At 45.5% G+C, this 20,797-nt stretch carries 17 protein-coding genes; 9 read left to right on the top strand and 8 right to left on the bottom strand.

What is annotated here, in order from left to right; translation table 11 throughout:
• Positions 1-68 precede the first annotated feature (68 nt).
• The 4 genes from AB0L18_RS19015 (at position 69) to AB0L18_RS19000 (ending at position 3,281) form a co-directional block, all read left to right on the top strand.
• A complete protein-coding gene (locus tag AB0L18_RS19015; RefSeq protein WP_367388897.1) occupies positions 69-1,934 on the top strand; it encodes a carbamoyltransferase in 1,866 nt (621 codons plus the stop codon).
• 12 nt (positions 1,935-1,946) lie between these two features.
• Positions 1,947-2,096 carry a DUF5989 family protein gene (locus AB0L18_RS19010; RefSeq protein WP_367388896.1) on the top strand — a complete coding sequence of 50 codons (150 nt, stop codon included), beginning with the start codon at positions 1,947-1,949 and terminating at the stop codon, positions 2,094-2,096.
• Between the two features lie 9 nt (positions 2,097-2,105).
• Positions 2,106-2,468, top strand: a complete 363-nt coding sequence (locus AB0L18_RS19005; RefSeq protein ID WP_367388895.1) for a hypothetical protein — start codon at positions 2,106-2,108, stop codon at positions 2,466-2,468.
• Positions 2,469-2,558: 90 nt separating this feature from the next.
• On the top strand, positions 2,559-3,281 hold the full coding sequence (locus AB0L18_RS19000; protein WP_367388894.1) for a glycosyltransferase family 2 protein: 723 nt from the start codon (positions 2,559-2,561) through the stop codon (positions 3,279-3,281).
• Positions 3,282-3,607: 326 nt separating this feature from the next.
• On the opposite strand, the gene AB0L18_RS18995 is transcribed toward AB0L18_RS19000, so the two are convergent.
• The 6 genes from AB0L18_RS18995 to AB0L18_RS18970 form a co-directional block, all read right to left on the bottom strand.
• Complete coding sequence (locus AB0L18_RS18995) at positions 3,608-4,348, bottom strand: septal ring lytic transglycosylase RlpA family protein (protein WP_367388893.1); 741 nt, start codon at positions 4,346-4,348, stop codon at positions 3,608-3,610.
• A gap of 123 nt (positions 4,349-4,471) precedes the next feature.
• The gene (locus tag AB0L18_RS18990) at positions 4,472-5,761 is read right to left on the bottom strand and encodes a folylpolyglutamate synthase/dihydrofolate synthase family protein (RefSeq protein ID WP_367388892.1); all 1,290 of its coding nucleotides are present in this window, start codon (positions 5,759-5,761) and stop codon (positions 4,472-4,474) included.
• An 82-nt stretch (positions 5,762-5,843) separates the two neighbouring features.
• Positions 5,844-6,752 (bottom strand): hypothetical protein, encoded by a 909-nt coding sequence (locus AB0L18_RS18985; protein ID WP_367388891.1) that lies wholly within the window; start codon positions 6,750-6,752, stop codon positions 5,844-5,846.
• A gap of 84 nt (positions 6,753-6,836) precedes the next feature.
• Entirely contained in the window at positions 6,837-7,238 is a 402-nt protein-coding gene (locus tag AB0L18_RS18980; protein ID WP_367388890.1) for an ExbD/TolR family protein, read from the bottom strand.
• 1 nt (position 7,239) lies between these two features.
• Positions 7,240-7,638 carry an ExbD/TolR family protein gene (locus AB0L18_RS18975; RefSeq protein WP_367388889.1) on the bottom strand — a complete coding sequence of 133 codons (399 nt, stop codon included), beginning with the start codon at positions 7,636-7,638 and terminating at the stop codon, positions 7,240-7,242.
• Between the two features lie 49 nt (positions 7,639-7,687).
• Positions 7,688-8,383 carry a MotA/TolQ/ExbB proton channel family protein gene (locus tag AB0L18_RS18970; protein ID WP_367388888.1) on the bottom strand — a complete coding sequence of 232 codons (696 nt, stop codon included), beginning with the start codon at positions 8,381-8,383 and terminating at the stop codon, positions 7,688-7,690.
• 218 nt (positions 8,384-8,601) lie between these two features.
• Here AB0L18_RS18970 and AB0L18_RS18965 point away from each other — a divergent pair, with 218 nt between their 5' ends.
• Entirely contained in the window at positions 8,602-11,127 is a 2,526-nt protein-coding gene (locus tag AB0L18_RS18965; RefSeq protein ID WP_367388887.1) for a PKD domain-containing protein, read from the top strand.
• 293 nt (positions 11,128-11,420) lie between these two features.
• Here the strand turns inward: AB0L18_RS18965 and AB0L18_RS18960 are convergent, their stop codons facing one another.
• Entirely contained in the window at positions 11,421-12,248 is an 828-nt protein-coding gene (locus AB0L18_RS18960) for a lysophospholipase (protein ID WP_367388886.1), read from the bottom strand.
• 144 nt (positions 12,249-12,392) lie between these two features.
• Between AB0L18_RS18960 and fmt the strand changes: the two genes are divergently transcribed.
• The 4 genes from fmt to AB0L18_RS18940 all read left to right on the top strand — a co-directional run bounded on the left by fmt (position 12,393) and on the right by AB0L18_RS18940 (position 19,949).
• Positions 12,393-13,331 carry a methionyl-tRNA formyltransferase gene (fmt, locus tag AB0L18_RS18955; protein ID WP_367388885.1) on the top strand — a complete coding sequence of 313 codons (939 nt, stop codon included), beginning with the start codon at positions 12,393-12,395 and terminating at the stop codon, positions 13,329-13,331.
• A 314-nt stretch (positions 13,332-13,645) separates the two neighbouring features.
• On the top strand, positions 13,646-16,585 hold the full coding sequence (locus AB0L18_RS18950) for a SusC/RagA family TonB-linked outer membrane protein (RefSeq protein ID WP_367388884.1): 2,940 nt from the start codon (positions 13,646-13,648) through the stop codon (positions 16,583-16,585).
• A gap of 22 nt (positions 16,586-16,607) precedes the next feature.
• On the top strand, positions 16,608-18,788 hold the full coding sequence (locus AB0L18_RS18945; RefSeq protein WP_367388883.1) for a RagB/SusD family nutrient uptake outer membrane protein: 2,181 nt from the start codon (positions 16,608-16,610) through the stop codon (positions 18,786-18,788).
• A gap of 141 nt (positions 18,789-18,929) precedes the next feature.
• The gene (locus tag AB0L18_RS18940) at positions 18,930-19,949 is read left to right on the top strand and encodes a SusE domain-containing protein (RefSeq protein ID WP_367388882.1); all 1,020 of its coding nucleotides are present in this window, start codon (positions 18,930-18,932) and stop codon (positions 19,947-19,949) included.
• Between the two features lie 93 nt (positions 19,950-20,042).
• On the opposite strand, the gene AB0L18_RS18935 is transcribed toward AB0L18_RS18940, so the two are convergent.
• Positions 20,043-20,645, bottom strand: a complete 603-nt coding sequence (locus tag AB0L18_RS18935; RefSeq protein WP_367388881.1) for a hypothetical protein — start codon at positions 20,643-20,645, stop codon at positions 20,043-20,045.
• Between the last annotated feature and the right edge of the window lie 152 nt (positions 20,646-20,797).

Genomic DNA, 20,797 nt, shown 5'->3' with positions numbered 1-20,797 from the left:
GTAAAGTTGACAATAAATTATCTAAAACTCTAAAATAAGTATCTTGGGTCCTCCACAGTAGCATTTAAATGAAAATCCTTGGAATATCTGCTTATTATCATGATTCCGCCGCTGCCGTGACGGTAAACGGCGAAGTGGTCGCTGCTGCGCAGGAAGAATGGTTTACGCGCATCAAACATGACGCTTCCTTTCCTGAGCATTCAATAAAGTGGTTGCTCCAACACGCAGGCCTCTCGCTGGAGGAATTGGATGCCATCGCTTTTTATGATAAACCGTTTTTAAAATTTGAACGAATTTTAGAGACCTATTATCAACATGCGCCTAAAGGATTAGGCAGCTTTATTCGCTCCATGCCAGTTTGGATTAAGGAAAAAATATTCCTCAAACAGCAGCTAAGAAAAGCGCTCAAAACCCTGGATCCCGACCTTAAGCACCTGCCCAAAATTTTATTCCCGGAACATCACTTGTCCCACGCTGCCAGTGCTTTTTATCCTTCGCCCTACGAAAGTGCCGCTATTTTAACAATTGATGGCGTGGGCGAATGGGCCACAGCTAGTATTTGTAAAGGGGAAGGCAAGGATATTCGCATTCTCAAAGAGCTGCATTTTCCCGATTCGTTGGGGCTTCTGTATTCTTCTTTTACTTATTTCCTGGGGTTCAAGGTCAATTTTGGTGAGTACAAGCTCATGGGACTTGCCCCTTACGGGAATTTGGATGATCCGCAAACCCAGCAGTTTATCCAGACGATAAAGGATCACCTGGTGTCCATTAAACCAGATGGTTCCATCGTATTGCAGCCTGCGTATTTTACGTTTGCCACGGGCTCCAGAATGATAGATGACCAGAAATGGGAAAGACTATTTGGCTTTCCCTGCCGCACCAGCGAAAGCCCATTGGAGCAAAAACACTGTAATCTGGCCATTGCTATTCAGCACGTTACGGAAGAGATCGTATTGAAACTCGCAAAAACAGCCGCCGAAATCACCGGTTCAGCACATTTGTGTTTAGCTGGTGGTGTTGCCTTAAACTGCGTAGCCAACGGCCACTTGCTACGCGCTAAACTATTCAGGGATATTTGGATCCAACCCGCTGCCGGTGATGCTGGTGGTGCCCTTGGTGCCGCACTCGCCGCCCATTACATCTATTTTGCGCAAGAAAGGATGGTCGATAGCAAAAAGATGGATGGCATGAAAGGAGCCTACCTCGGTCCGGAATTCTCGGCAATGGCTATCCGGGAAGTTGCCAGAAAGTACGAAGCCGTTTACCAGGAATACAGCGAAGAAGACCTTTGTAATAAAGTAGCGGATTTACTAGCCGACGGGCAAGTGGTGGGATGGTTCCAGGGGCGACAGGAATTCGGCCCGCGTGCCTTGGGGAGCCGGAGTATTTTGGGAGATGTAAGAAATCCTGAAATGCAGATAAAACTCAACCTGAAGATAAAGTTCAGGGAAAGCTTCCGTCCTTTTGCCCCATCCGTACTCGCCGAAGATGTCAGTACCTATTTTGAATTAGAGGAGGCAAGCCCTTACATGTTGGTCGTCGCTTCGGTCAAGGAAGAACGCAAAAAAAGGCTACCCACCGACTACGGCACACTCCCCCTAAAGGAGAAGATCAATATTGAGCGGTCTGATATGCCCGCCATCACCCACATTGATTTTTCAGCAAGGGTGCAAACTGTTCACGAAGCGACCAATCCCATTTACTACCGCCTACTACAAGCCTTCAAAGCAAAGACAGGTTATGGCTTATTGGTCAACACCAGTTTTAATGTCAGGGGAGAGCCTGTCGTTTGTACGCCAGAAGATGCCTTTCGGTGCTTTGTGCGTACCAATATGGACTATCTTGTGATGGGGGATTTTCTGTTCGCCAAAACAGATCAACCCGAAAATAAAAAGATTCAAGCGGCGAAAGAGGAAGCTTTTGCGCTAGATTAAACTCCAATAAACATGGAATTTTTACGTGATTTATGGCTTTTTATGAAAGAACGGCGCAAGTGGTGGTTGTTCCCCATCATTGCCATCTTACTGCTCATCGGGGCACTCATTATTTTTGCCGAGAGCTCTGCCGTCGGTTCATTTATTTACACCCTGTTCTAAGCCTCTCTCATGGAAAGTCGGAATAAAACCTACGAGTCGGTCTTGGCCGTGCTGTTATTGCTTTTATTGCTCTATTATTTCTATTGGACAACAAAGTGGATGATCGCAGGAATCATCCTGTTCCTGGTCGTGACCCTGCTTTTTTCAGCGATCGCTGATTTTGTCGCGCTGTTTTGGACCAAACTCACCCAGGGGATTGGTTTCGTCATGAACCACGTTTTAATGACCCTGGTGTTCCTTGCCATCCTCACTCCTATCGCTTTTATTTATCGACTAAGTCGTAAAAAAGAAACTGGCAAAACGGGAGAAGAAAGCGTTTTTGTTGATCGCAATCACCTCTACGTTCCTAAAGACATTGAAACACCCTGGTAAGAGTTACCTACGCAAAACAATTTCCTAGAAAATCCCTGACCTCCCTATTTTCGGAACTTTGTTACCTTTGCTCCGCTAAAAATTAAAACCATGTCAACCACCCTTTCGATTGTTATTCCTGCTTATAATGAAGAGCGTACGATCCACTTAATTTTGGATAAGGTAAAAGCCGTGCAACTGGTGGGAGGATGGCAAAAAGAAGTACTCATCATTAATGACGCTTCTTCCGATGATACCAAGGGAGCCATTGAGCGTTACCGCAGTAGTAATCCTGATTTTCCGATTACTTACTTTGAGCATGCGTTCAACCAGGGAAAAGGAGCGGCCTTACACACCGGCATTCGGGAAGCGACGGGAGAATACCTCATCATCCAGGACGCCGACTTGGAATATGACCCAGAGGAGTACAATGTCTTGCTTAAACCCATCCAAAATGGACAAGCAGATGTAGTGTATGGCTCCCGATTTATCGGTGGCCAGCCTCACCGGATTCTTTTCTTTTGGCATTCCATCGGAAATAAGTTCCTTACCTTCCTTTCCAATGCCTTTACCAACCTCAACCTGACGGACATGGAAACCTGCTACAAGCTTTTCCGTTCTGAATACGTCCAGCAGCTTACACTCAAAGAAAATCGCTTTGGTTTCGAACCTGAGGTCACCGCAAAAATTTCCCGCATCCCCAATATCCGTATTTATGAGGTAGGTATCTCCTACTATGGCCGCACTTATGCCGAAGGCAAAAAGATCAATTGGCGGGATGGGTTTAGGGCGATTTATTGTATTTTGAAGTACAACTTATTTGTTAGGAGGTAAGGAGTGTAAAAGGGTGTAAGGGTTTTAAAGGTGTAAAGGTAGGCTGTTCAATCTGACCTATTTGGGCTGAGACGCATTTCAGCTTTAATTCACGACCCACCCCAACCCCTCCCTAACCAGGCGAGGGGCCTTTTGAGTCACATAAAATTTTTGATAATCAATACTTTACGAACTCAAGTCCTCCCTCCATCACTAGGGCAGGGAGTTAGAGGGTGGGTCGTGAACAGGCCTAAAAGCGTCTCAAGCCTTTACCACCAGATTGTACAACCTAGGTGTAAAAGTTATTAACGTTTACACCTTTACACCCACCTAACCATTACACCTTGTTAATCCGTAATAGCGGTTACAAAACCTCGCATTTTGTATTTTCTCAAAAGGTTATCGCGATAAACAGCGGCAGCTTCTCTGGTCTCGAAAGGCCCGAGTACCACTTGATGAACATTGCCGCGCAAGCGGATAAGTACCTTGCTGTACCCCTTTGACTGCAAATCAGCAGCAACCTCTGAGGCATTATCATAAACGCGATAAGAACCTACCTGCACGCCAAAACCTTCCTGAATAGGCTGTAAGGCATCTGCTCGATACGTGCCCTGCCCCTCAATTACCGGAGCAGCAGGGGTTTCTTCCACCTTCGGTGCACCCGTATTTTCATAGGAAGCAGGCTGATCTGTTGTGCGAGATGGTCGGTACCGACCGCCACAAGCTAATTTTCCTGTGCCTAATTTCACCAATTCCAGGCGCACCGCTGTAATGCCGTCCCGTACCAAGCCGATACGCTCGGCAGCAGCACCAGAAACATCAATGACTCTGCCCGCTTTATGTGGGCCACAATCATTGACCCTCACTTCTACAGCACGGCCATCGTCAACCCTGACCACCCGTAGAATAGTACCAATGGGGTAATCCTTATTGGCACAAGTAAAACCATCGTGTTTATAACGCTCCCCAGAAGAGGTTTTAGCACCATCTAGTCCAGGAGCGTAGTAGGAGGCTATACCGTAATTGGTTTGTGCAGATAAGCCAATCGAGATGGCAGTAAGGAAGAAAAACAAGAGAAAGGTTCTCATGGGTTCAGGATTTAGTACATAATCTGGTGAAAAACGACAGATGCAGAATATTAATTGTATGTGAATTTACAAAAGTCTGTATAAAGATGCGGGCTGCTTCGCCCCCTTATAGTCCCTCTACCACTAAAGCACTTCCGCTACGGTGAAAATGCTCCCACCCACAAAAATGGTATCCTCTTTGGCTGCAGCTCGCTTGGCGGCCTTGAGAGCATTTTTGACACTTGTATAAGTTTTGCCTTTTAGGCCAAAATGTGCGGCTGTCTGTTGTAGATCACTAGCCGGTAGCCCCCTTGGTATATCAGCTTTCGCAAAATAGTACTTGGCATTTGGGGGAAACAATGGCAATACCTCTTCCAGCTTCTTATCGCTTACAACTCCCATTACGAAATGTAGCTGTCCGGAAGCAGCCTTTAATTGGTCCATGATAGCCTTCAGCCCGCCTTCGTTGTGAGCACTGTCCACCATCACGCGTGGTTGTTCACTCAAAACTTGCCAACGCCCCTGAAAGCGCGTCAGATCACGCAGATTCGCCCAGCCTTCTTGTATAGCCGTAAAGGGCAAAGTACGTTCTGCATGGTGCATTTGCCACACCTCTAATGCGGCCAGCGCCGTTTGGATGTTCAACGCCTGGTAGGGGCCGTGCAAATTGATGATCAATTCACTGGTGTAAAGCTGATGTTTCCGGTCAACGGAAAAATAGGTATGGTTAAAATCCTGCTTCGTTTGTTTAACCTGAAAAAGCTGATCGGCAAATACCAGTGGTGCCCCCACCTCTTTGGCCTTACTGCGAAATACCGGAGCAGTAGCCTGTTGGGTTTCGCCAATGACCACGGGCACATTCGCCTTGATAATTCCTGCTTTTTCCCCCGCAATTTCGGGTAGGGTATCCCCTAGAAACTGTTGATGATCCAAACTGATATTGGTAATGACCGCCAATTCCGGATTCAGCACGTTGGTAGAATCTAATCGCCCTCCCAAACCTACTTCGACAACGGCTATATCTACTTTTTGCTCAGCAAAGTATTGAAAAGCCATCGCTACCGTAATCTCAAAAAAACTCGGACTGATCCGCGCTAGTTCAGGTCGGATACGGTCAACAAAATCCACCACAAACTTTCGGGAAACGTATGCTCCATTGACTTTTATCCGTTCCCTGAAATCTTTATAGTGAGGGGAAGTATACAAGCCCGTTTTATAACCACCAGCCTGCAAAGCGGCACCCAACAAATGCGTTACGGAGCCCTTGCCATTGGTTCCTCCTACATGGATACTGGGAAACTTCGTTTCCGGGTTTCCCAATACCGCTAACAGCTCCTTGATATTGGTCAGATCCTTTTTGAAGGCAGCACTTCCTATCCGCTGAAACATAGGAAGTTGTTCGTAGAGGAAGGCTAGCGTTTCTTTATAGTTCATTGCTGTATAAATTACATAAGGCATTTAAGGAAGAGAATCCTTAAATGCCTTATTCTTTCGTAAGAAGCTTGTGTTTTTAAAATTACTGTACCTTAAAGTTGTAAGTAATAGTACCACACTGACGATCTACAGAACCACTTGAAAAGCCCCAGGATTTGGCATTTCGGATGGCCGCATTTACCAACTGAGCATCCGTGGTAGTAGACCCCCGCTGGGTAAATTTCACAGATTCCGGATCTACACTACCGCTGGCATTTACACAAAGACTGATGACCACCGTTCCTGATTTCTGGCTATTTTCAACTAGCCTTGGGGAGTTGGAGACCCCTCTACTTCCTAAGCCACCACCTACAGTACCACTACCAAAACTTTTGGTACCAATATTGCTGGAGTTAGGATCACCGTTGGTTGCACCGCCATCGCCAGGTTTGTTGGTCGTTCCGCCGCCGCCGCCAGAATTAAACAATCCTCCAACTTGATCACGTGTAGCCTTTGCTGCGGCTTCCTGTGCTTGACGCTGGCGCTCTGCTTCGGCTGCTGCCGCTTGGCGTTTGCGCTCTGCCTCGGCCTGTGCTTCACGTTCCCGACGATCAGCATCTTCTCGCGCTTTCCGGTCTGCGGCTTCGCGTTCTTGCTTTTTCCGTATCGCGATGGCCTCTGCGTCATCTGTCGTTACAACATCACGCTGACTAGGTTCAGGATTTGAAGCGACGGGAGGAGGCACTTCTTCCGGTTGGGGTTCTGGTTGAACTTCAGGCTCAGACGTTTCTTCCGTCTCTGTCGTTGTGGCCATTGGTGCATTAAGGTCTTCCCCCATTCCTATATCAGGAATACCTAAGTTAACCTGAATACCTTCCTGCCCTGGAGGTGGATTCTGGTACCAAAACAATGGCAGCAATAGAATGATCACCAGTAAAAGGAACATTATGCCACCGGCGATTTGTCCTTTACGCTTGTTTTGAAGTTCCTTGGCCGTTAATATATCGTCCATTATTACTTATTTTATGCTTTTTATTGATGTGCCGTTTCTTAGATGCAGAAACATGCACGAATGCATAAAAAGCCATCTTACTTCTTACTTTTCTGGTGCTAAAACCCGGTTAATCTCAAACTTCAACGTCAAATCCATCACCGCAACAACATTCTCTACTTTCGCACCTTTATCAATAGAAATAATTACACTTTCTGATTTGGGTTCCTTACCAGCACTAAGCCGGCGAAGTTGATCCTCCATTTCAATCAAGGTAATATTCTTGTTATTGTAGTAATAATTCCCCCGGTTATTGATTCTGATCTCATCCAGCGTACGAGGGGCACTCACCCGCTTTTGAGTACTCCCTGGCAGATTAAAATTAATCGCATTCGGTGCCACCAGCGTAGAAGTCAGCATAAAAAAGATCAACAACAGAAAGATGATGTCCGTTAAAGAGGACATACTGAATTCTGCACTCACCTTCGCTCTTTTCTTAAGGCCCATATTATGATCGTGGTTGAGTAGCTAAAATTGCTTGCACTTTTAGTGCTGCTGCAATTCCTAAAATTTCGGTTACTTTCTCAAAGTCAGTGCCCACCTCTGCCACAATTGTTATCGCAGTGTGCTCCTGGTCATTGATACCTCTCACCTTGGTACGAAGTACGTTTACCAAATCACTTTGTGATACATCCTGATCATCCACGGTGTAGATGCCATCTTTGGTGATGCTAACCACAATAGATACGGGCGCCACCGTTTTAGAATCCGACTGAGGAAGATCAAAAGGCTGGAGGCGAACGAAATTGGACGTCAGCATAAAGAAGATCAATAACAGAAAGATGATGTCCGTCAATGAGGACATGCTAAATTCTGCACTTACCTTGTTCTTTTTCTTAAAACCCATGGTTGAATGTTGTTAAGTCATAAAAGACGCGATGTATCGCGCCTTTACATTAAACAGTAGGTTCCTGCAAAAGATCCATGAAGTCGACCGTCGTACGCTCCATTTTGTAGACTACTTTTTCTACGCTTGTTACAAGTACGTTATAGCCCACGAAAGCTAAAATACCGATAAAAAGACCACCAGCGGTGGTAATCAGTGCCTGGTAAATACCTTCTGCCAATTGATCTGGTGCAACATTCTTTTCGGTTGCCATTTTTTGGAAAGCCGCAATCATACCCGTTACTGTTCCAAAGAATCCGATCATTGGGGCTGCACCAGCAATTGAAGCCAGTGTGCTCAAATTTTTCTCTAGTCGGAAAATTTCAAGGTTACCAACGTTTTCAATAGCAGCATCAATATCACGCAAAGGCTTTCCAATCCGCTGCAAACCTTTTTCTACCATGCGAGCCACTGGAGAATCTGTAGACTGGCAAAGGGCTTTTGCACCAGCAATATTTCCCGAAGAAACATTGGCACGAATATTATTGATGAAGTTTTCATCAACCCGTCCTGCTTGCTTGATTGTTGCGTAACGCTCAATAAAGATAACCGTAGCGACAACTGCTAATACGAGTAATACCGCTACAATAATAATCCCCATCGTACCGCTACTGGCAATGATGGAAAACAAACTCTCACTTTCTTGGGTCGGTTCTTCCGTTCCGATATTTGCTGTCTGGAAAAACAAAAGGAGGTGGTTGAACATGTGGTTCATTATTTTTTGTGAATAAGTCCTTAGTAATTTGACGGATCCACCTGTTGTGGAGGCAGAAAATGTGTTATTCCGTCTCTTAACGTATGTTAAGGCCGCAAATTATTAAAAAGGCGGAAGAATCCAGAATATATTTTAGATAAGGCCAAAATTTTTGCTTTTACAAAATAGCTTAATTTTATGGTTATTATCCTTTACCATCCCAATGCCATATGAAATACCTCCTATTAATTGCTGTTCTCCTAGGCCATTTCTTCCTCCCTGGCCAGACCAGTCTTAGTGGTCAAATCAATGTTTACAGCCAGCTGATCAGTCAAGATGATTGTACCAATACTTTGGTGCTGAATGATGCCAGTAATTTTGTCCCAGGAATGGGTTTGATTATTCACCAGATGAATGGTGCGAATATTGATCTCAACAATGCCGACAGCTACGGAGATATCACAGATTATAATGGTAGCGGCCAATATGAGTACAATAGCATTAGCAGTATTTCTGGTAATGAAGTCACCCTTGAATATACGCTCATTCATCAATACAGCGGTAATGCCACCCAAGTGATAGGTTTCCAGATTTACGAAAATGCCAGTGTTGACAACACCCTCTCGCCAGCCCCCTGGAATGGAACCACGGGAGGAATTCTTGCGCTTGAAGTAAACGGCACCCTTACGCTGAATGCCGATATCGATGCCAGTGGACACGGTTTTAGGGGAGGCGCACCCATCAGCATCACAGACAACAACTGCAACTTCCTAACCAATGCTGATGATTTCGCCTATGCTGCCAACAACTGGAGAGGCGCTCCTAAAGGAGAAGGTATAGGCGCAGCCAACAGTAGTGAACCCTTTGGGCGAGGAGCACAAGCCAATGGTGGCGGTGGCGGAAATGACCACAACAGCGGTGGCGGCGGTGGCAGTCTCCTCACTGCAGGAGGCCAAGGCGGCCGCAACGATGAGCCTAGCACCTTTGGCTGCGACGGCGACTTCCCCGGCAGGCCTGGAAAGGTACTCCTTACTGACAACACCCTCGTTTTTGCGGGTGGCGGTGGTGGGAGCGGCCATGCTAATAACAATACGGCTTCTGGTGGAGGAAATGGCGGCGGGATTATTTTCATCAAAGCAGATGCCATTAATTTTGCGGGTGGAAGTATTCTTAACGATGGTTACAATGCCACTAACCTAAGTGGTGATGGCGGCGGTGGCGGCGGTGCAGGTGGAAGTGTTCTACTAATTGCCAACACGGTAAGTGGAACGGTGCAAATTGCCGCCCGTGGTGGATCAGGAGCCACGGTAAATAATGGAAACAATGACCGCTGTTTTGGCCCTGGAGGTGGTGGCAGTGGGGGTATCTTAAGGTCCAACATACCCTTAATGGCTGACTTGACTGGAGGAACCGCAGGCCTTAGTATTAATTCTACCAGCTGTGGCGAAGGCACTAATAATGCCGAAAATGGCGATAATGGTACTTCTGAAATCCTGATGAATTTAGTAAAAGGTGATCTGTTCACCTTGCCTAATTTGGCTTTATTGTCTAACGATACCACTGTTTGTGAGGGCACATTAATCACCCTCATCGCCATGAGTTCAGGTAGCAACTATCAACTGCAGTGGCAACGGCTTGTAGCTGGAGAATGGAGTGACCTAGTAGAAGCACCGGGAATTATTACTGGCACCCAAACAGACAGTCTTCAAATCCAGGGAAACGCGGCACTAGCTGGGAGCTACCGCCTGGTTTTACTTCCACAGGAAGATTGCTTCGAATCGTTAAATTCCCTACCCGTCGAAGTAAATATTTTACCTCCTCCTTCGGCGAATCCTGCTTATTCTGCAAACGGTTACGATGTATTCTTTTCTTCCAATACAGAGAACGGCAACAGCTGGGTCTGGAACTTCCTCCCAGGTCAGAGTAGCACCGAAGAAAACCCCAACTTCACCTTTCCAGGGCCTGGAGATTATCCAGTGACTTTGAGTGTAACAAACGAATGTGGGACTGAAAATTATGACCTACAAGTCAGTTTAATTGAGCCACTGGTCGTTGAAATTAGCAGCAATATTACAGAGGGATGTGCCCCCTTGGTGATAGCATTTGAAGACCTTTCTTCTGGCTCGGTTGAGAACAGGATTTGGAATTTCCCTGGTGGGGAACCAGCTACAAGTACAGCAATAGCACCGCTAGTCACCTTTCCAGCGCCGGGAACTTACACCATCAGTTTGAGCATCAGCAATAGTAACAACAGCGCAAGTGGTATGCAAGAGATCACGGTAGCTTCACCTCCCGTACCTGTTTTCAATATTATCACAAATGACTTGACCATTAGCCTACAGAACAATTCGCTCAATGCTTCCAGTTACTTCTGGAATTTTGGCGACGGCAATACCAGCACCTTGGAAAACCCGGTTCATACTTACGCGAGTGCTGGGGTCTACGAGGTAAGTCTGAATGCTAGTAATGATTACTGCGGCGTAGCCAATGCCCAAACCATCAACGTCACTATTTCGGCCATCGAAGATCCTGCCGATTCTCCACTGATGATCTACCCCAACCCAACTTCCGGCTGGCTACAGATTGAACACTGGACAAAAGGAGAAATCTCGTTAATTGCCCCTAGAGGTCGGCTGTTAACAACCTGGCGGACAGTAACCAGCAGTTTGGACATCAGCGCCTTTCCTGCTGGGCTGTACTTCCTTCGCTACTCCGATGGTGATCATCAGTACTGGTTGAGTGTCGTGAAGCAGTAAATTTTCACGAAAAAAGTTGTTCTTAGAGCTTAGTAATTTGACGGGAATAACTGATTCCTGCCTGCGTACCGCAGGTAGGCGGGTTTGTTCCATCACTTATTGATGAGGCCGTTGTATAATTTCCGAATCCTCAGTGGTATTGATGACTTTAGCACCACACTTTTGCAAGGCAAAGGTCAGTATCGCAAATCCTAGAATAATTAGAATAATAATTTCTCCTTTGGAGATCACCTTTCGTGCCATTTTGGTAAGCTTGTGATTGTTACAAAGATGTTATTAGTGAGGGTGCAAAGTTACCGGATTCGTTCGTTGATCCAACTCACCATTAGCGCCATGATTTCTTGTTGTTCGGGTTCATTGTGGATTTCATGGTACAATCCTTCCCATTTTTTGAACGTGATATCGCCAGTAATACGACCTGCGAAGTCTTCGCTTGCTTGAGGATCAGTGATCCCATCAGAGGCACCATGCATTAATAAAAGAGGCACAGGAAAAGCACCCTGGTATTTGTCCAGTGCATCCGCAGCTTCCAACATGCTCATGCCTGTAATGGCGGTAAGTTTATTGTGGACGTAGGGATCGTTTTTATACTTTTCCACTACTTCATTATCGCGGGAAATTTGCTCAACATCCAAACCGTTGGGTTGGGTAAAACCGGGGAAAACACCTTTCATCATTCTCCCCATAATCAACATCATAGCTGAAGGTTGAAAAGCTAAACGGATATGTGGCGCACTGACGATGGCCCCCTTGATATTGGGATGACGCCTTATAATGTAACTCAACAGTAGATTCCCCCCCATGCTATGTCCGTATAAAAACACAGGAGTGTGAGGATAACGCTCTTCGGCCTCTACAGCCAACTGCCCGATCTCATCAAGCAGGGCTTTATAGCCAATTGTATGGCCTTTTTTACCACCACTTCTTCCATGCCCACGCCGATCATAGCCAATGGCTGCAATATTATGCTGATGAAAATAATCCACTACATGCTCATAGCGGTGTACATGCTCTCCTAAGCCATGGATAATTCCTACTACGGCACAGGGCTTTTCACAGGGCCAATCAATCCCGTAAATCTTTACACCATCAGCTGTTTGCCACGAAAATTCAGCACTCATAAGTTATATTGTATTGCAAGAATTGGGTGCCAAAATAGTTATTTTTCGGAGGCTGTAGCGATTTTTATCACATTGTTCGCGTCTTCGTCAAGTTGGGTATATTTGCAGCGAAAGGTAAAACATTAGAAAAGGTAAGATTCGATTATGCAGCCAAGAATTATTTTTATGGGTACGCCCGATTTTGCAGTTGCTTCTTTAAATGCGCTGGTTCAGGCAGGCCATAATGTTGTCGCAGTGATCACTGCAACAGATAAAATGGGTGGTCGAGGCGGCAAGCAATTGTTGGAATCAGCCGTAAAAAAGTATGCGGTAGCAAATGACATCCCTGTTTTACAACCCAAAAATCTTAAAGCACCTGATTTTATCGACAACCTGGCCAGTTACCAGGCAGATTTGCAAGTTGTCGTCGCTTTCAGAATGTTGCCGAAAGTAGTTTGGGCCATGCCTCCGCTGGGCACGTTTAATCTCCATGGCTCTTTGCTCCCCAAATACCGGGGGGCTGCCCCCATCAACTGGGCCGTCATCAACGGAGACACCGAGACGGGAGTGACCACCTTTTTCATCCAGGAAGAAATCGATACCGGAGATCTCATCTTCCAGGAAAAAATGAGCATTGGTGATAATGAAAACGTTGGTGAAGTCCATGACCGGATGATGATGCTTGGCGCAGAAGTCGTAGTAAAAACAGTTGCAGCTATTGCTAATGGAAATATTAGCCCTACACAACAAGACCATCAATTGGCCAGCCCAGCCCCGAAACTTACCGCAGAGAATACCCGCATTAATTTTGCTCAACCTACAAAAAAGGTCCACGACTTCATCCGCGGCCTCAACCCCTACCCTACCGCTTGGACAAGCCTGGAGGGCGAAAAGTGGAAAATCCTGAAAACCATCCCCCATCTGGAAAGTCATAGCCTGACTGCCGGAACAATTGTTACCGATGGAAAAAATGATTTCAAAATTGCAACGCAAGATGGCTTCGTAGAGGTACTAGAGCTCCAGGTTCCGGGAAAACGACGGATGAATGTGCACGATTTTCTGAATGGCTGGCGAGCAGATGAAGAGATCAGCAGGTTTTCCTAAAATATTACCATTTGAATAATTACGACCCTAAATCATTCTCTCTAGAGCAACTCATCTCTATTCAACCATTATTTATTTGGCGCTTAATGCTCTTATCCGACAATTAATGGCAAAACACCTTGATTACCTAAAAAAGATGACGTAAATCATGCGTGCATTATTAAGTATTTTACAATCTTTGCGTATTATTTTGTTGTCAGTGTCCTATCCTTAAGCCGTTTTTAAAACCGACTGGAAAGTAGAACTCCTCTGCCTTTCCTGTCCTTCTAATACGTTTTCAAAACGCTTGAATTATTCTAAACACTAGTATTTGTATGAAACAATTTCACAATTTAACCCTGTTGCTATTGGCAATGGTTATACTGCCTGGCGTAATGCTCGCGCAACGTACCATTAGCGGACAAGTGACAGATGCAGAATCGGGCGAAACCCTCATTGGAGCCAACATCTTAGTGGTAGGTACATCAAGTGGTACCATTACTGACATTGATGGCAACTACGAACTGGTGGTCCCTGAAGGCTACGACCTTCTTTCCTTTAGCTACACTGGTTACAGCACACAAGAGCTGAAGATAACCGCTAGCAATGTCCTTAACGTAAAAATGGCTTCAGGTACAGTCCTTGATGAAGTCGTTGTGATTGGCTACGGTACCGTAAGAAAAGAAGACGCAACGGGATCGGTTCAGACCATCAGTAGCGACGTTTTCAACCGGGGAGCCATTACCTCTACCCAAGAACTGATCGCTGGTAAGGTTGCAGGGGTCAATATTACGCCAAATAGTGATCCCGGTGGTGGTGCTACCATCCGTATCCGGGGTGGATCATCGCTAAATGCCAGCAATGACCCATTAATCGTTATTGACGGCGTGCCCGTAGAATCTCGTGGTGTTGCTGGTGGCCGAAATATCCTGAACCTGGTCAACCCTAATGATGTAGAGAATGTAACCGTTCTGAAAGATGCTTCGGCAACCGCCATCTACGGGTCTCGTGCTTCTAACGGTGTGATCATCATTACCACCAAAAAAGGTGCGCTGGGCAAAGGAGTAAAAATCAATTACAATGGTAGCATCGCGAGCAGTTCCATTCAGAAAAGAGTGGATGTCATGTCGGCAGATGAATTCCGTAATTTGGTCAATGAACGCTTCCCCGCCAATGCCAACTTGTTGGGAGACGCTAACACCGATTGGCAAGACCAGATTTTCCAGACGGGTCTTACCCACGACCATAGCGTAAGTCTCTCAGGTGGTATCAAAGAGGTGCTTCCTTACCGCGTGTCTTTGGGTTACACCAACAAGGACGGTCTTTTGTTGACCGACAACTTCCAGCGTACGACCTACGGCGTGAGCCTTACGCCAGGATTTCTGGACAACCGCTTGCAAGTCACCGCCAATATCAAAGGAGTAAACGTACAGAATCAGTTTGCCAACCGAGGCGCCCTCGGATCAGCGGTATTCTTCGATCCTACTCAACCGGTATTAGATCCAGAAAGCCCTTATGGTGGCTATTTCACTTTCGTCAACAACGATGGTACACCGAATACTTTAGCTGCTGCTAATCCTGTGGCACAGTTGCTATTGAAGGATGATCAGTCTACGGTAAACCGTTTTATTGGTAACGTGCAGGTGGATTACCGTTTTGCATTCCTGCCTGAATTACGCGCCAACCTCAATGTAGGTTACGACCAGGCGAAAGGTGAAGGTGCCATTTATGAGCCAGGCTTTTACAGTGCTGTTTTTGATGCTGCCACGGGTGGAGGCACCGACAACAGTTATAATGAGCAAATCACCAATGAGCTTTTTGATTTTTACCTGAATTACGTAAAGGAATTGGGCAAAAATCGTCTGGACATCATGGCAGGTTATGGTTATCAGCACTTCAAATTCGAGAAAGAGGATAACCGCAGTGACTTGGCTGGAACGCCAGAAAACGTAGTTCAGATTCTTACCGCTCGTGAATACTTCCTGGTTTCTTTATTCAGCCGGATGAATTTCACGATCAATGACCGTTTACTACTTACAGGTACCATTCGTCGGGACGGAACCAGCCGCTTCTCGGAAAAGAACCGTTATGGTATCTTCCCTGCTGCAGCTGCGGCCTACAAATTTATTGATGGTGACAACGGCGTCGGGATTCTAAATAGCTTAAAGCTGAGAGTAGGATGGGGTGTAACAGGCCAGCAAGATCTTGGTGACAATTTCTACCCCTATATCCCTACTTATACCATTAGTTTATCTAATGCCCAGTACCAGTTTGGTGATGAATATGTACCTACCAACCGCCCTGGTGGATACAATACAGACCTCAAATGGGAAGAGACAACGACCTATAACGCAGCCATTGATTTTGGTCTTTTCAACGATCGTCTCTACGGTTCGTTCGAAGTTTACCAACGGGATACCAAAGATCTGTTGACGACGACCCGCCCAGCTGCAGGCACCAACCTCACCAACAATATTCCCGCCAACATTGGTACCTTGGAAAACAAAGGTTTCGAAGTAACTTTAAACATTGTACCTGTTCGTACAGCTAAATCGGAATGGTCTTTAGGTGTCAACATGACTCGCAACCGCAACGAAATCACCAGCCTTACACTTGGTGATGATCCTAACTTCCAGGGCTTTGAAACGGGTGGTATTTCCGGTGGTGTAGGCAACAACATTCAGATTCATTCGGTAGGTTTCCCTACCAACTCTTACTATGTTTACCAACAGGTATACAGCGAATCTGGTCTACCCATCGAAGGCCTTTACGTTGACCGTAATGGAGATGGTGTGATCTCTCCTAACGATCGTTACCGTTTTGAGAACCCAGCACCAGATTATTTCTTTGGCTTTACTTCCAACTTCAACTATGGTGCCTTTGATTTCTCTTTCGCAGGCCGTGCCAATATTGGCAACTATGCGTATAACAACCGTTTTGTTAACTCGTCTAACTACAATAGTGTAGTGAACCCTACGGGCTTCTTGGGCAACGTCCACAGTGACATCAACCTTGTTGGTCATAATGTTCCTCAATACTTTAGCGACTTCTTCCTCGAAGATGCTTCGTTCTTGAGGCTAGATCACATTACAGCAGGTTACCGTTTTACCAATGTCTTTGGTAGTGATCGGGGTGGCAATTTACGTATCTACGCAACGATGCAAAACCCGTTTGTGATTACTAACTACACTGGTATTGACCCCGAAGTTGGTATCGATAATGACATCTATCCTCGTTCCCGGACCATTTTATTCGGTGCTAACCTGAACTTTTAGTAAACTTTAAAAGCATTTAAAAATGAGAAATAACAATCTTTTAAACATCCTTTTTCTACTGGGTGGATTGGTGTTCCTGACCACATCGTGCTTTAACGATCTGGATGTTGAACCCATCGATCCTGATGATACTACCGCCAATGTTGTGTACACCGATCCGGGTGCTTACCGTCAGGTATTGGCAAAATTATACGCTGGTCTATCCGTAAGTGGTCAGGAAGGCCCTTCCGGGCAGCCTGATATCAATGGCATTGACGAAGGCTTCTCTACCTACCTTCGCCAATACTGGAAAGCCCAGGAGCTTTCTACCGACGAGGCCGTAATTGCCTGGAACGATGGAAACATCCACGATTATGAAGACATGGACTGGGATGCTAACAATGAGTTTATCCGTGCCATGTACGATCGCTTGTATTTCCAGATCGCACTCTGTAACGAATTCCTCCGGGAATCTACGGATGAGAAGCTCGACAGTCGTGGTCAAAGCGATCTAAAAGCAGAAATGAAGGCTTACCGTGCAGAAGCACGCTTCCTCCGAGCCTTGAGCTACTGGCATGCACTGGACATGTTCCGAAATGTACCTTTTGTAAGGGAAGCTGATGGTGTTGGCTTTTTCTTGCCTGAGCAAATCAGTGCGGCAGACCTTTTCCAATGGTTGGAAGACGAGATCAAAGATATCGAACCTGATATGCTTGTTCCTGGCACCAACGAATACGGTCGTGCTGACCAAGGTGCATTGTGGATGTTGGCGGCTAAACTTTACCTCAACGCGGAAGTTTACATTGGCCAGAATCGTGCTGCGGATTGTATTGAGTTCTGTAATAAAGTTATCAATGCAGGTTACGAATTGGAGGATAATTACAGCCACCTATTCTTAGCAGACAATGACAATTCTTCTGAAATTATTTTCCCTGTTCTATTTGACGGTGCGCAGACCCGTACTTGGGGGGGTATGACCTTCATCATGCACGCTGCCATTGGTGGTGACATGCAAGCTTCTGAATTTGGCATGGACGGAGGTTGGGGAGGTACCCGTACCACCAGTGCTTTTGTTGCTAAATTTCCTGAAGTAGGTGGTAGTGTTGTTGAGCCCGTTTTTGGTTCAGGCAATTATACCTTGCTCAACGTTCCTGGCGATTACCAGGGTTGGAACCCAGAGGACGACAATACGGCTTTGGCTTCTTTGAATGACGATGGCGTATACACCGGATATATTTATTTCCCGGCGGATCAACTCGGGTTCAAATTTGCTGACGGTGGCTGGGCTACTAACTGGGGTGATGATGGAGCAGATGGAACGCTCGAGCCCGGAGGGGCCAACATTATAGCTCCAGGAGTAGGTTTCTATCTTGTAAATGTTAACCTCAACGACTTGACTTACAGCCTTACTCCCACCAGCTGGGGTATTATTGGTGATGCAACTCCCGGAGGTTGGGACAACGACACCAATATGACCTACAATGAAGCTGATGGTGCATGGGAAATTACCATTGACCTGACAGGGGGTGAGATGAAGTTCCGCGCCAACGATGGTTGGGACATCAACTTCGGAGACGATGGATCTGATGCCCTTTTAGAAGCAGGTGGAGCTAATATTGCTGTACCTGGCGGTGGAAATTACACCATCAAACTTTACTTGGGTAAACCTGATTACACCTATTCTGTGGTTTCTAATTCCAACGATGATCGCAAAATGTTCTTCACTCAGGGGCAAACACTGGAGATTACCGACGTATCACAGTTTAACCAAGGGTACGCAATTGCCAAATGGCGCAACGTTGATCGTGCGGGCAACCCTGGAAAAGACCTTACTTTCCCAGACACCGACTTTCCAATGTTCCGCTTGGCGGATGCTTACCTGATGTATGCTGAAGCTACCCTTCGTGGCGGCAATGGCAATCCAGGGCTGGCCTTGGATTACGTTAACAACGTACGCAACAGAGCTGGAGCCGGCAGTATTACAGCGGATGAACTCACTTTAGGCTTCCTCCTTGACGAGCGGGCGCGCGAGCTTCACTGGGAATGTCACCGCCGTACGGACTTGGTGCGTTTCGGGCAATTTACCGATGGTACTTACCACTGGCCGCTGAAAGGGAATTCCCTCCAAGGTACGAGTGTACCTCGTTTCAGAAATGTATTCCCCATTCCTTCTTCTGATTTGGGTGTAAACCCTAAATTGTCTCAGAACGACGGATATTTCTAGGAGAATAAGTGGATAAGGAGGAGTATTTGTAGTTACATCCAATGCTCCTTCTAATTCATTCATTTGATCATTATCTGAGAGAGTTGATTCGTTCATCTCTTTCATGCTATAAAAACAAATATGATGTTAAAAAAATATTTTATGTGGTCTTTGGCATTAAGCATTTTTGCTTTTGGCTGTGAAGACGACCGCGACTTAGTAGTTGCCCAACTGGGCGACGCTCCTGTAATCACTAGCCCTGAGGCCGGTTTAATGGTTGACATCACTGAAGACAACCTCAATGATGTGTTTGCTACGATTAGTTGGACTCCTGCTGATTTTGGCTTTACGGCTGCTGTCAACTACAAAGTAGAGTTTGATGTAGCGGGCAACAACTTTGCCGATGCCGTAGAGTTAGGTGCTACCACCAAATTTGACCTTGCAGTAAGCAATACCAAAGTCAACAATATCATGGTGACAAAAGGCTTGCCAGGCGGTGAATTCACGAACATGGAAATCCGTGTCCGTGCACGTACGAGTGCAGCACTTGATGAATTGATCTCCCAAGCAATCACGGTCAGTGTATCTCCTGTAGCTGTAGAAATTGATTATCCTAAACTACAGGTACCAGGCAGCTACCAAGGCTGGGCACCTGAAAACGAGACTACGGTCATCTACTCTGCTAATAGCGATGGTAAATTCGATGGATACCTCTACATTGGTGATGATGCTGCTGCTCACAAATTCACCGACGGCCCAAGTTGGGATGTTAACTGGGGTGACGATGGTGCTGATGGCACTTTGGAACCTGGTGGAGCCGATATTGTTTTGGGCACTGCTGGCGTTTACCGTTTTGTAGTAGATATCAACGCCCTTACCCATAGCTCCTTGAGAACAGAGTGGGGAATTATTGGCGATGCTACTCCTGGTGGATGGGACAATGATACCGATATGACCTATGATCAAACAACTGGCCTGTGGACGGTTGACATTGACTTGGAAGGCGGCAAATTTGTTAAATTCCGTGTCAATGATGCCTGGGATGTAAACCTAGGTGACAATGATACGGATAATAAAATGGAATACGGAGGAGCCGATATCCCAGTCGCAGAATCGGGCAACTATACCGTTACTCTTGATCTTAACAATGCTATTTATACCTATACTTTGACAAAAAACTAAACGCTTTTGTCAAGTTGTTTAGTTAGCTGATTCCTCAGCAAAAAAGGAAGAGCAGGCTACCTGATGGTAACCTGCTCTTTTTTATTTCCTCTATTATTTCTGATCTTTACTTTCGGCCTTTATTCTCGTTCTGGTAACCTTCAATATTTCACCATTAGCATCTACCCTCGCAAAAAAATTAATGTCGGCATTACTCTCATCAGACTTATTATAGCTCAAAATTAGTTCGTAATAATAGACTAATTTATCATCTAATCCTTGTAAGGCCGTTTCTAAGCTATCAGATAGCAGTTCACTTCTGTTTATACTGTTAATCTTATCTTGTGCACTTTGATATCTTGCCTTAGCCTCTTCATTATCGGGGTTTTCTTGTAATAAAGCACTCGCTTCATTGGCACGGCTTACTGCTTGATTATAACGGTAATCCTTATTTTCTAAATTACGATCGTTAATGATTTTTTCTCGCTCATAATATTCTTTATAGAACATCGTGTCCCTGATTATAGAACTAATTAAGTTTGCTTCTCCAAGCTGTTTTAACTCTTCACTTATGTGCTGCTCAACCAACTCAACAAGTTCTTCCTTTGTCCAGTGTTTAACAGTTGTATGTTCTTCAAGATTAGTTGAATCTGAACACCCTAAATTGAAAATCAACATTCCAACCACCAAAATAAATAGTTTCACAAATTTGCTCATCTTAGTTTTTTTATTTGACTGCAAATATAAAAAGAGCAATCTCGAATTTTAGTTGTTTTGACGAAAAAGACCTTTTGAGTAAATTCGAGAAGTAACAACACTTCAAAAATAACTCAAAAGGTCTGTTTCTGTAGATAATTAAGATCATCTCA

Source organism: Lewinella sp. LCG006 (genome assembly GCF_040784935.1).
Taxonomy (GTDB): domain Bacteria; phylum Bacteroidota; class Bacteroidia; order Chitinophagales; family Saprospiraceae; genus Lewinella.
Note: the sequence above shows the minus strand (reverse complement) of the source record. Positions and strands in the feature narration are given on the sequence as shown.

Excerpts from the sequence above, each read along its gene's own strand:
- AB0L18_RS18985 (WP_367388891.1), bottom strand. The coding sequence starts at position 6,752 with ATGGACGATATATTAACGGCCAAGGAACTTCAAAACAAGCGTAAAGGA.
- AB0L18_RS18940 (WP_367388882.1), top strand. The coding sequence starts at position 18,930 with ATGTGGTCTTTGGCATTAAGCATTTTTGCTTTTGGCTGTGAAGACGAC.
- AB0L18_RS18980 (WP_367388890.1), bottom strand. The coding sequence starts at position 7,238 with ATGGGCCTTAAGAAAAGAGCGAAGGTGAGTGCAGAATTCAGTATGTCC.
- AB0L18_RS18995 (WP_367388893.1), bottom strand. The coding sequence starts at position 4,348 with ATGAGAACCTTTCTCTTGTTTTTCTTCCTTACTGCCATCTCGATTGGC.
- AB0L18_RS18950 (WP_367388884.1), top strand. The coding sequence starts at position 13,646 with ATGAAACAATTTCACAATTTAACCCTGTTGCTATTGGCAATGGTTATA.
- AB0L18_RS18975 (WP_367388889.1), bottom strand. The coding sequence starts at position 7,638 with ATGGGTTTTAAGAAAAAGAACAAGGTAAGTGCAGAATTTAGCATGTCC.
- AB0L18_RS18945 (WP_367388883.1), top strand. The coding sequence starts at position 16,608 with ATGAGAAATAACAATCTTTTAAACATCCTTTTTCTACTGGGTGGATTG.
- AB0L18_RS19005 (WP_367388895.1), top strand. The coding sequence starts at position 2,106 with ATGGAAAGTCGGAATAAAACCTACGAGTCGGTCTTGGCCGTGCTGTTA.
- AB0L18_RS18990 (WP_367388892.1), bottom strand. The coding sequence starts at position 5,761 with ATGAACTATAAAGAAACGCTAGCCTTCCTCTACGAACAACTTCCTATG.
- AB0L18_RS19000 (WP_367388894.1), top strand. The coding sequence starts at position 2,559 with ATGTCAACCACCCTTTCGATTGTTATTCCTGCTTATAATGAAGAGCGT.
- AB0L18_RS18935 (WP_367388881.1), bottom strand. The coding sequence starts at position 20,645 with ATGAGCAAATTTGTGAAACTATTTATTTTGGTGGTTGGAATGTTGATT.
- AB0L18_RS19015 (WP_367388897.1), top strand. The coding sequence starts at position 69 with ATGAAAATCCTTGGAATATCTGCTTATTATCATGATTCCGCCGCTGCC.
- AB0L18_RS18965 (WP_367388887.1), top strand. The coding sequence starts at position 8,602 with ATGAAATACCTCCTATTAATTGCTGTTCTCCTAGGCCATTTCTTCCTC.
- AB0L18_RS18970 (WP_367388888.1), bottom strand. The coding sequence starts at position 8,383 with ATGTTCAACCACCTCCTTTTGTTTTTCCAGACAGCAAATATCGGAACG.
- AB0L18_RS18960 (WP_367388886.1), bottom strand. The coding sequence starts at position 12,248 with ATGAGTGCTGAATTTTCGTGGCAAACAGCTGATGGTGTAAAGATTTAC.
- fmt (WP_367388885.1), top strand. The coding sequence starts at position 12,393 with ATGCAGCCAAGAATTATTTTTATGGGTACGCCCGATTTTGCAGTTGCT.
- AB0L18_RS19010 (WP_367388896.1), top strand. The coding sequence starts at position 1,947 with ATGGAATTTTTACGTGATTTATGGCTTTTTATGAAAGAACGGCGCAAG.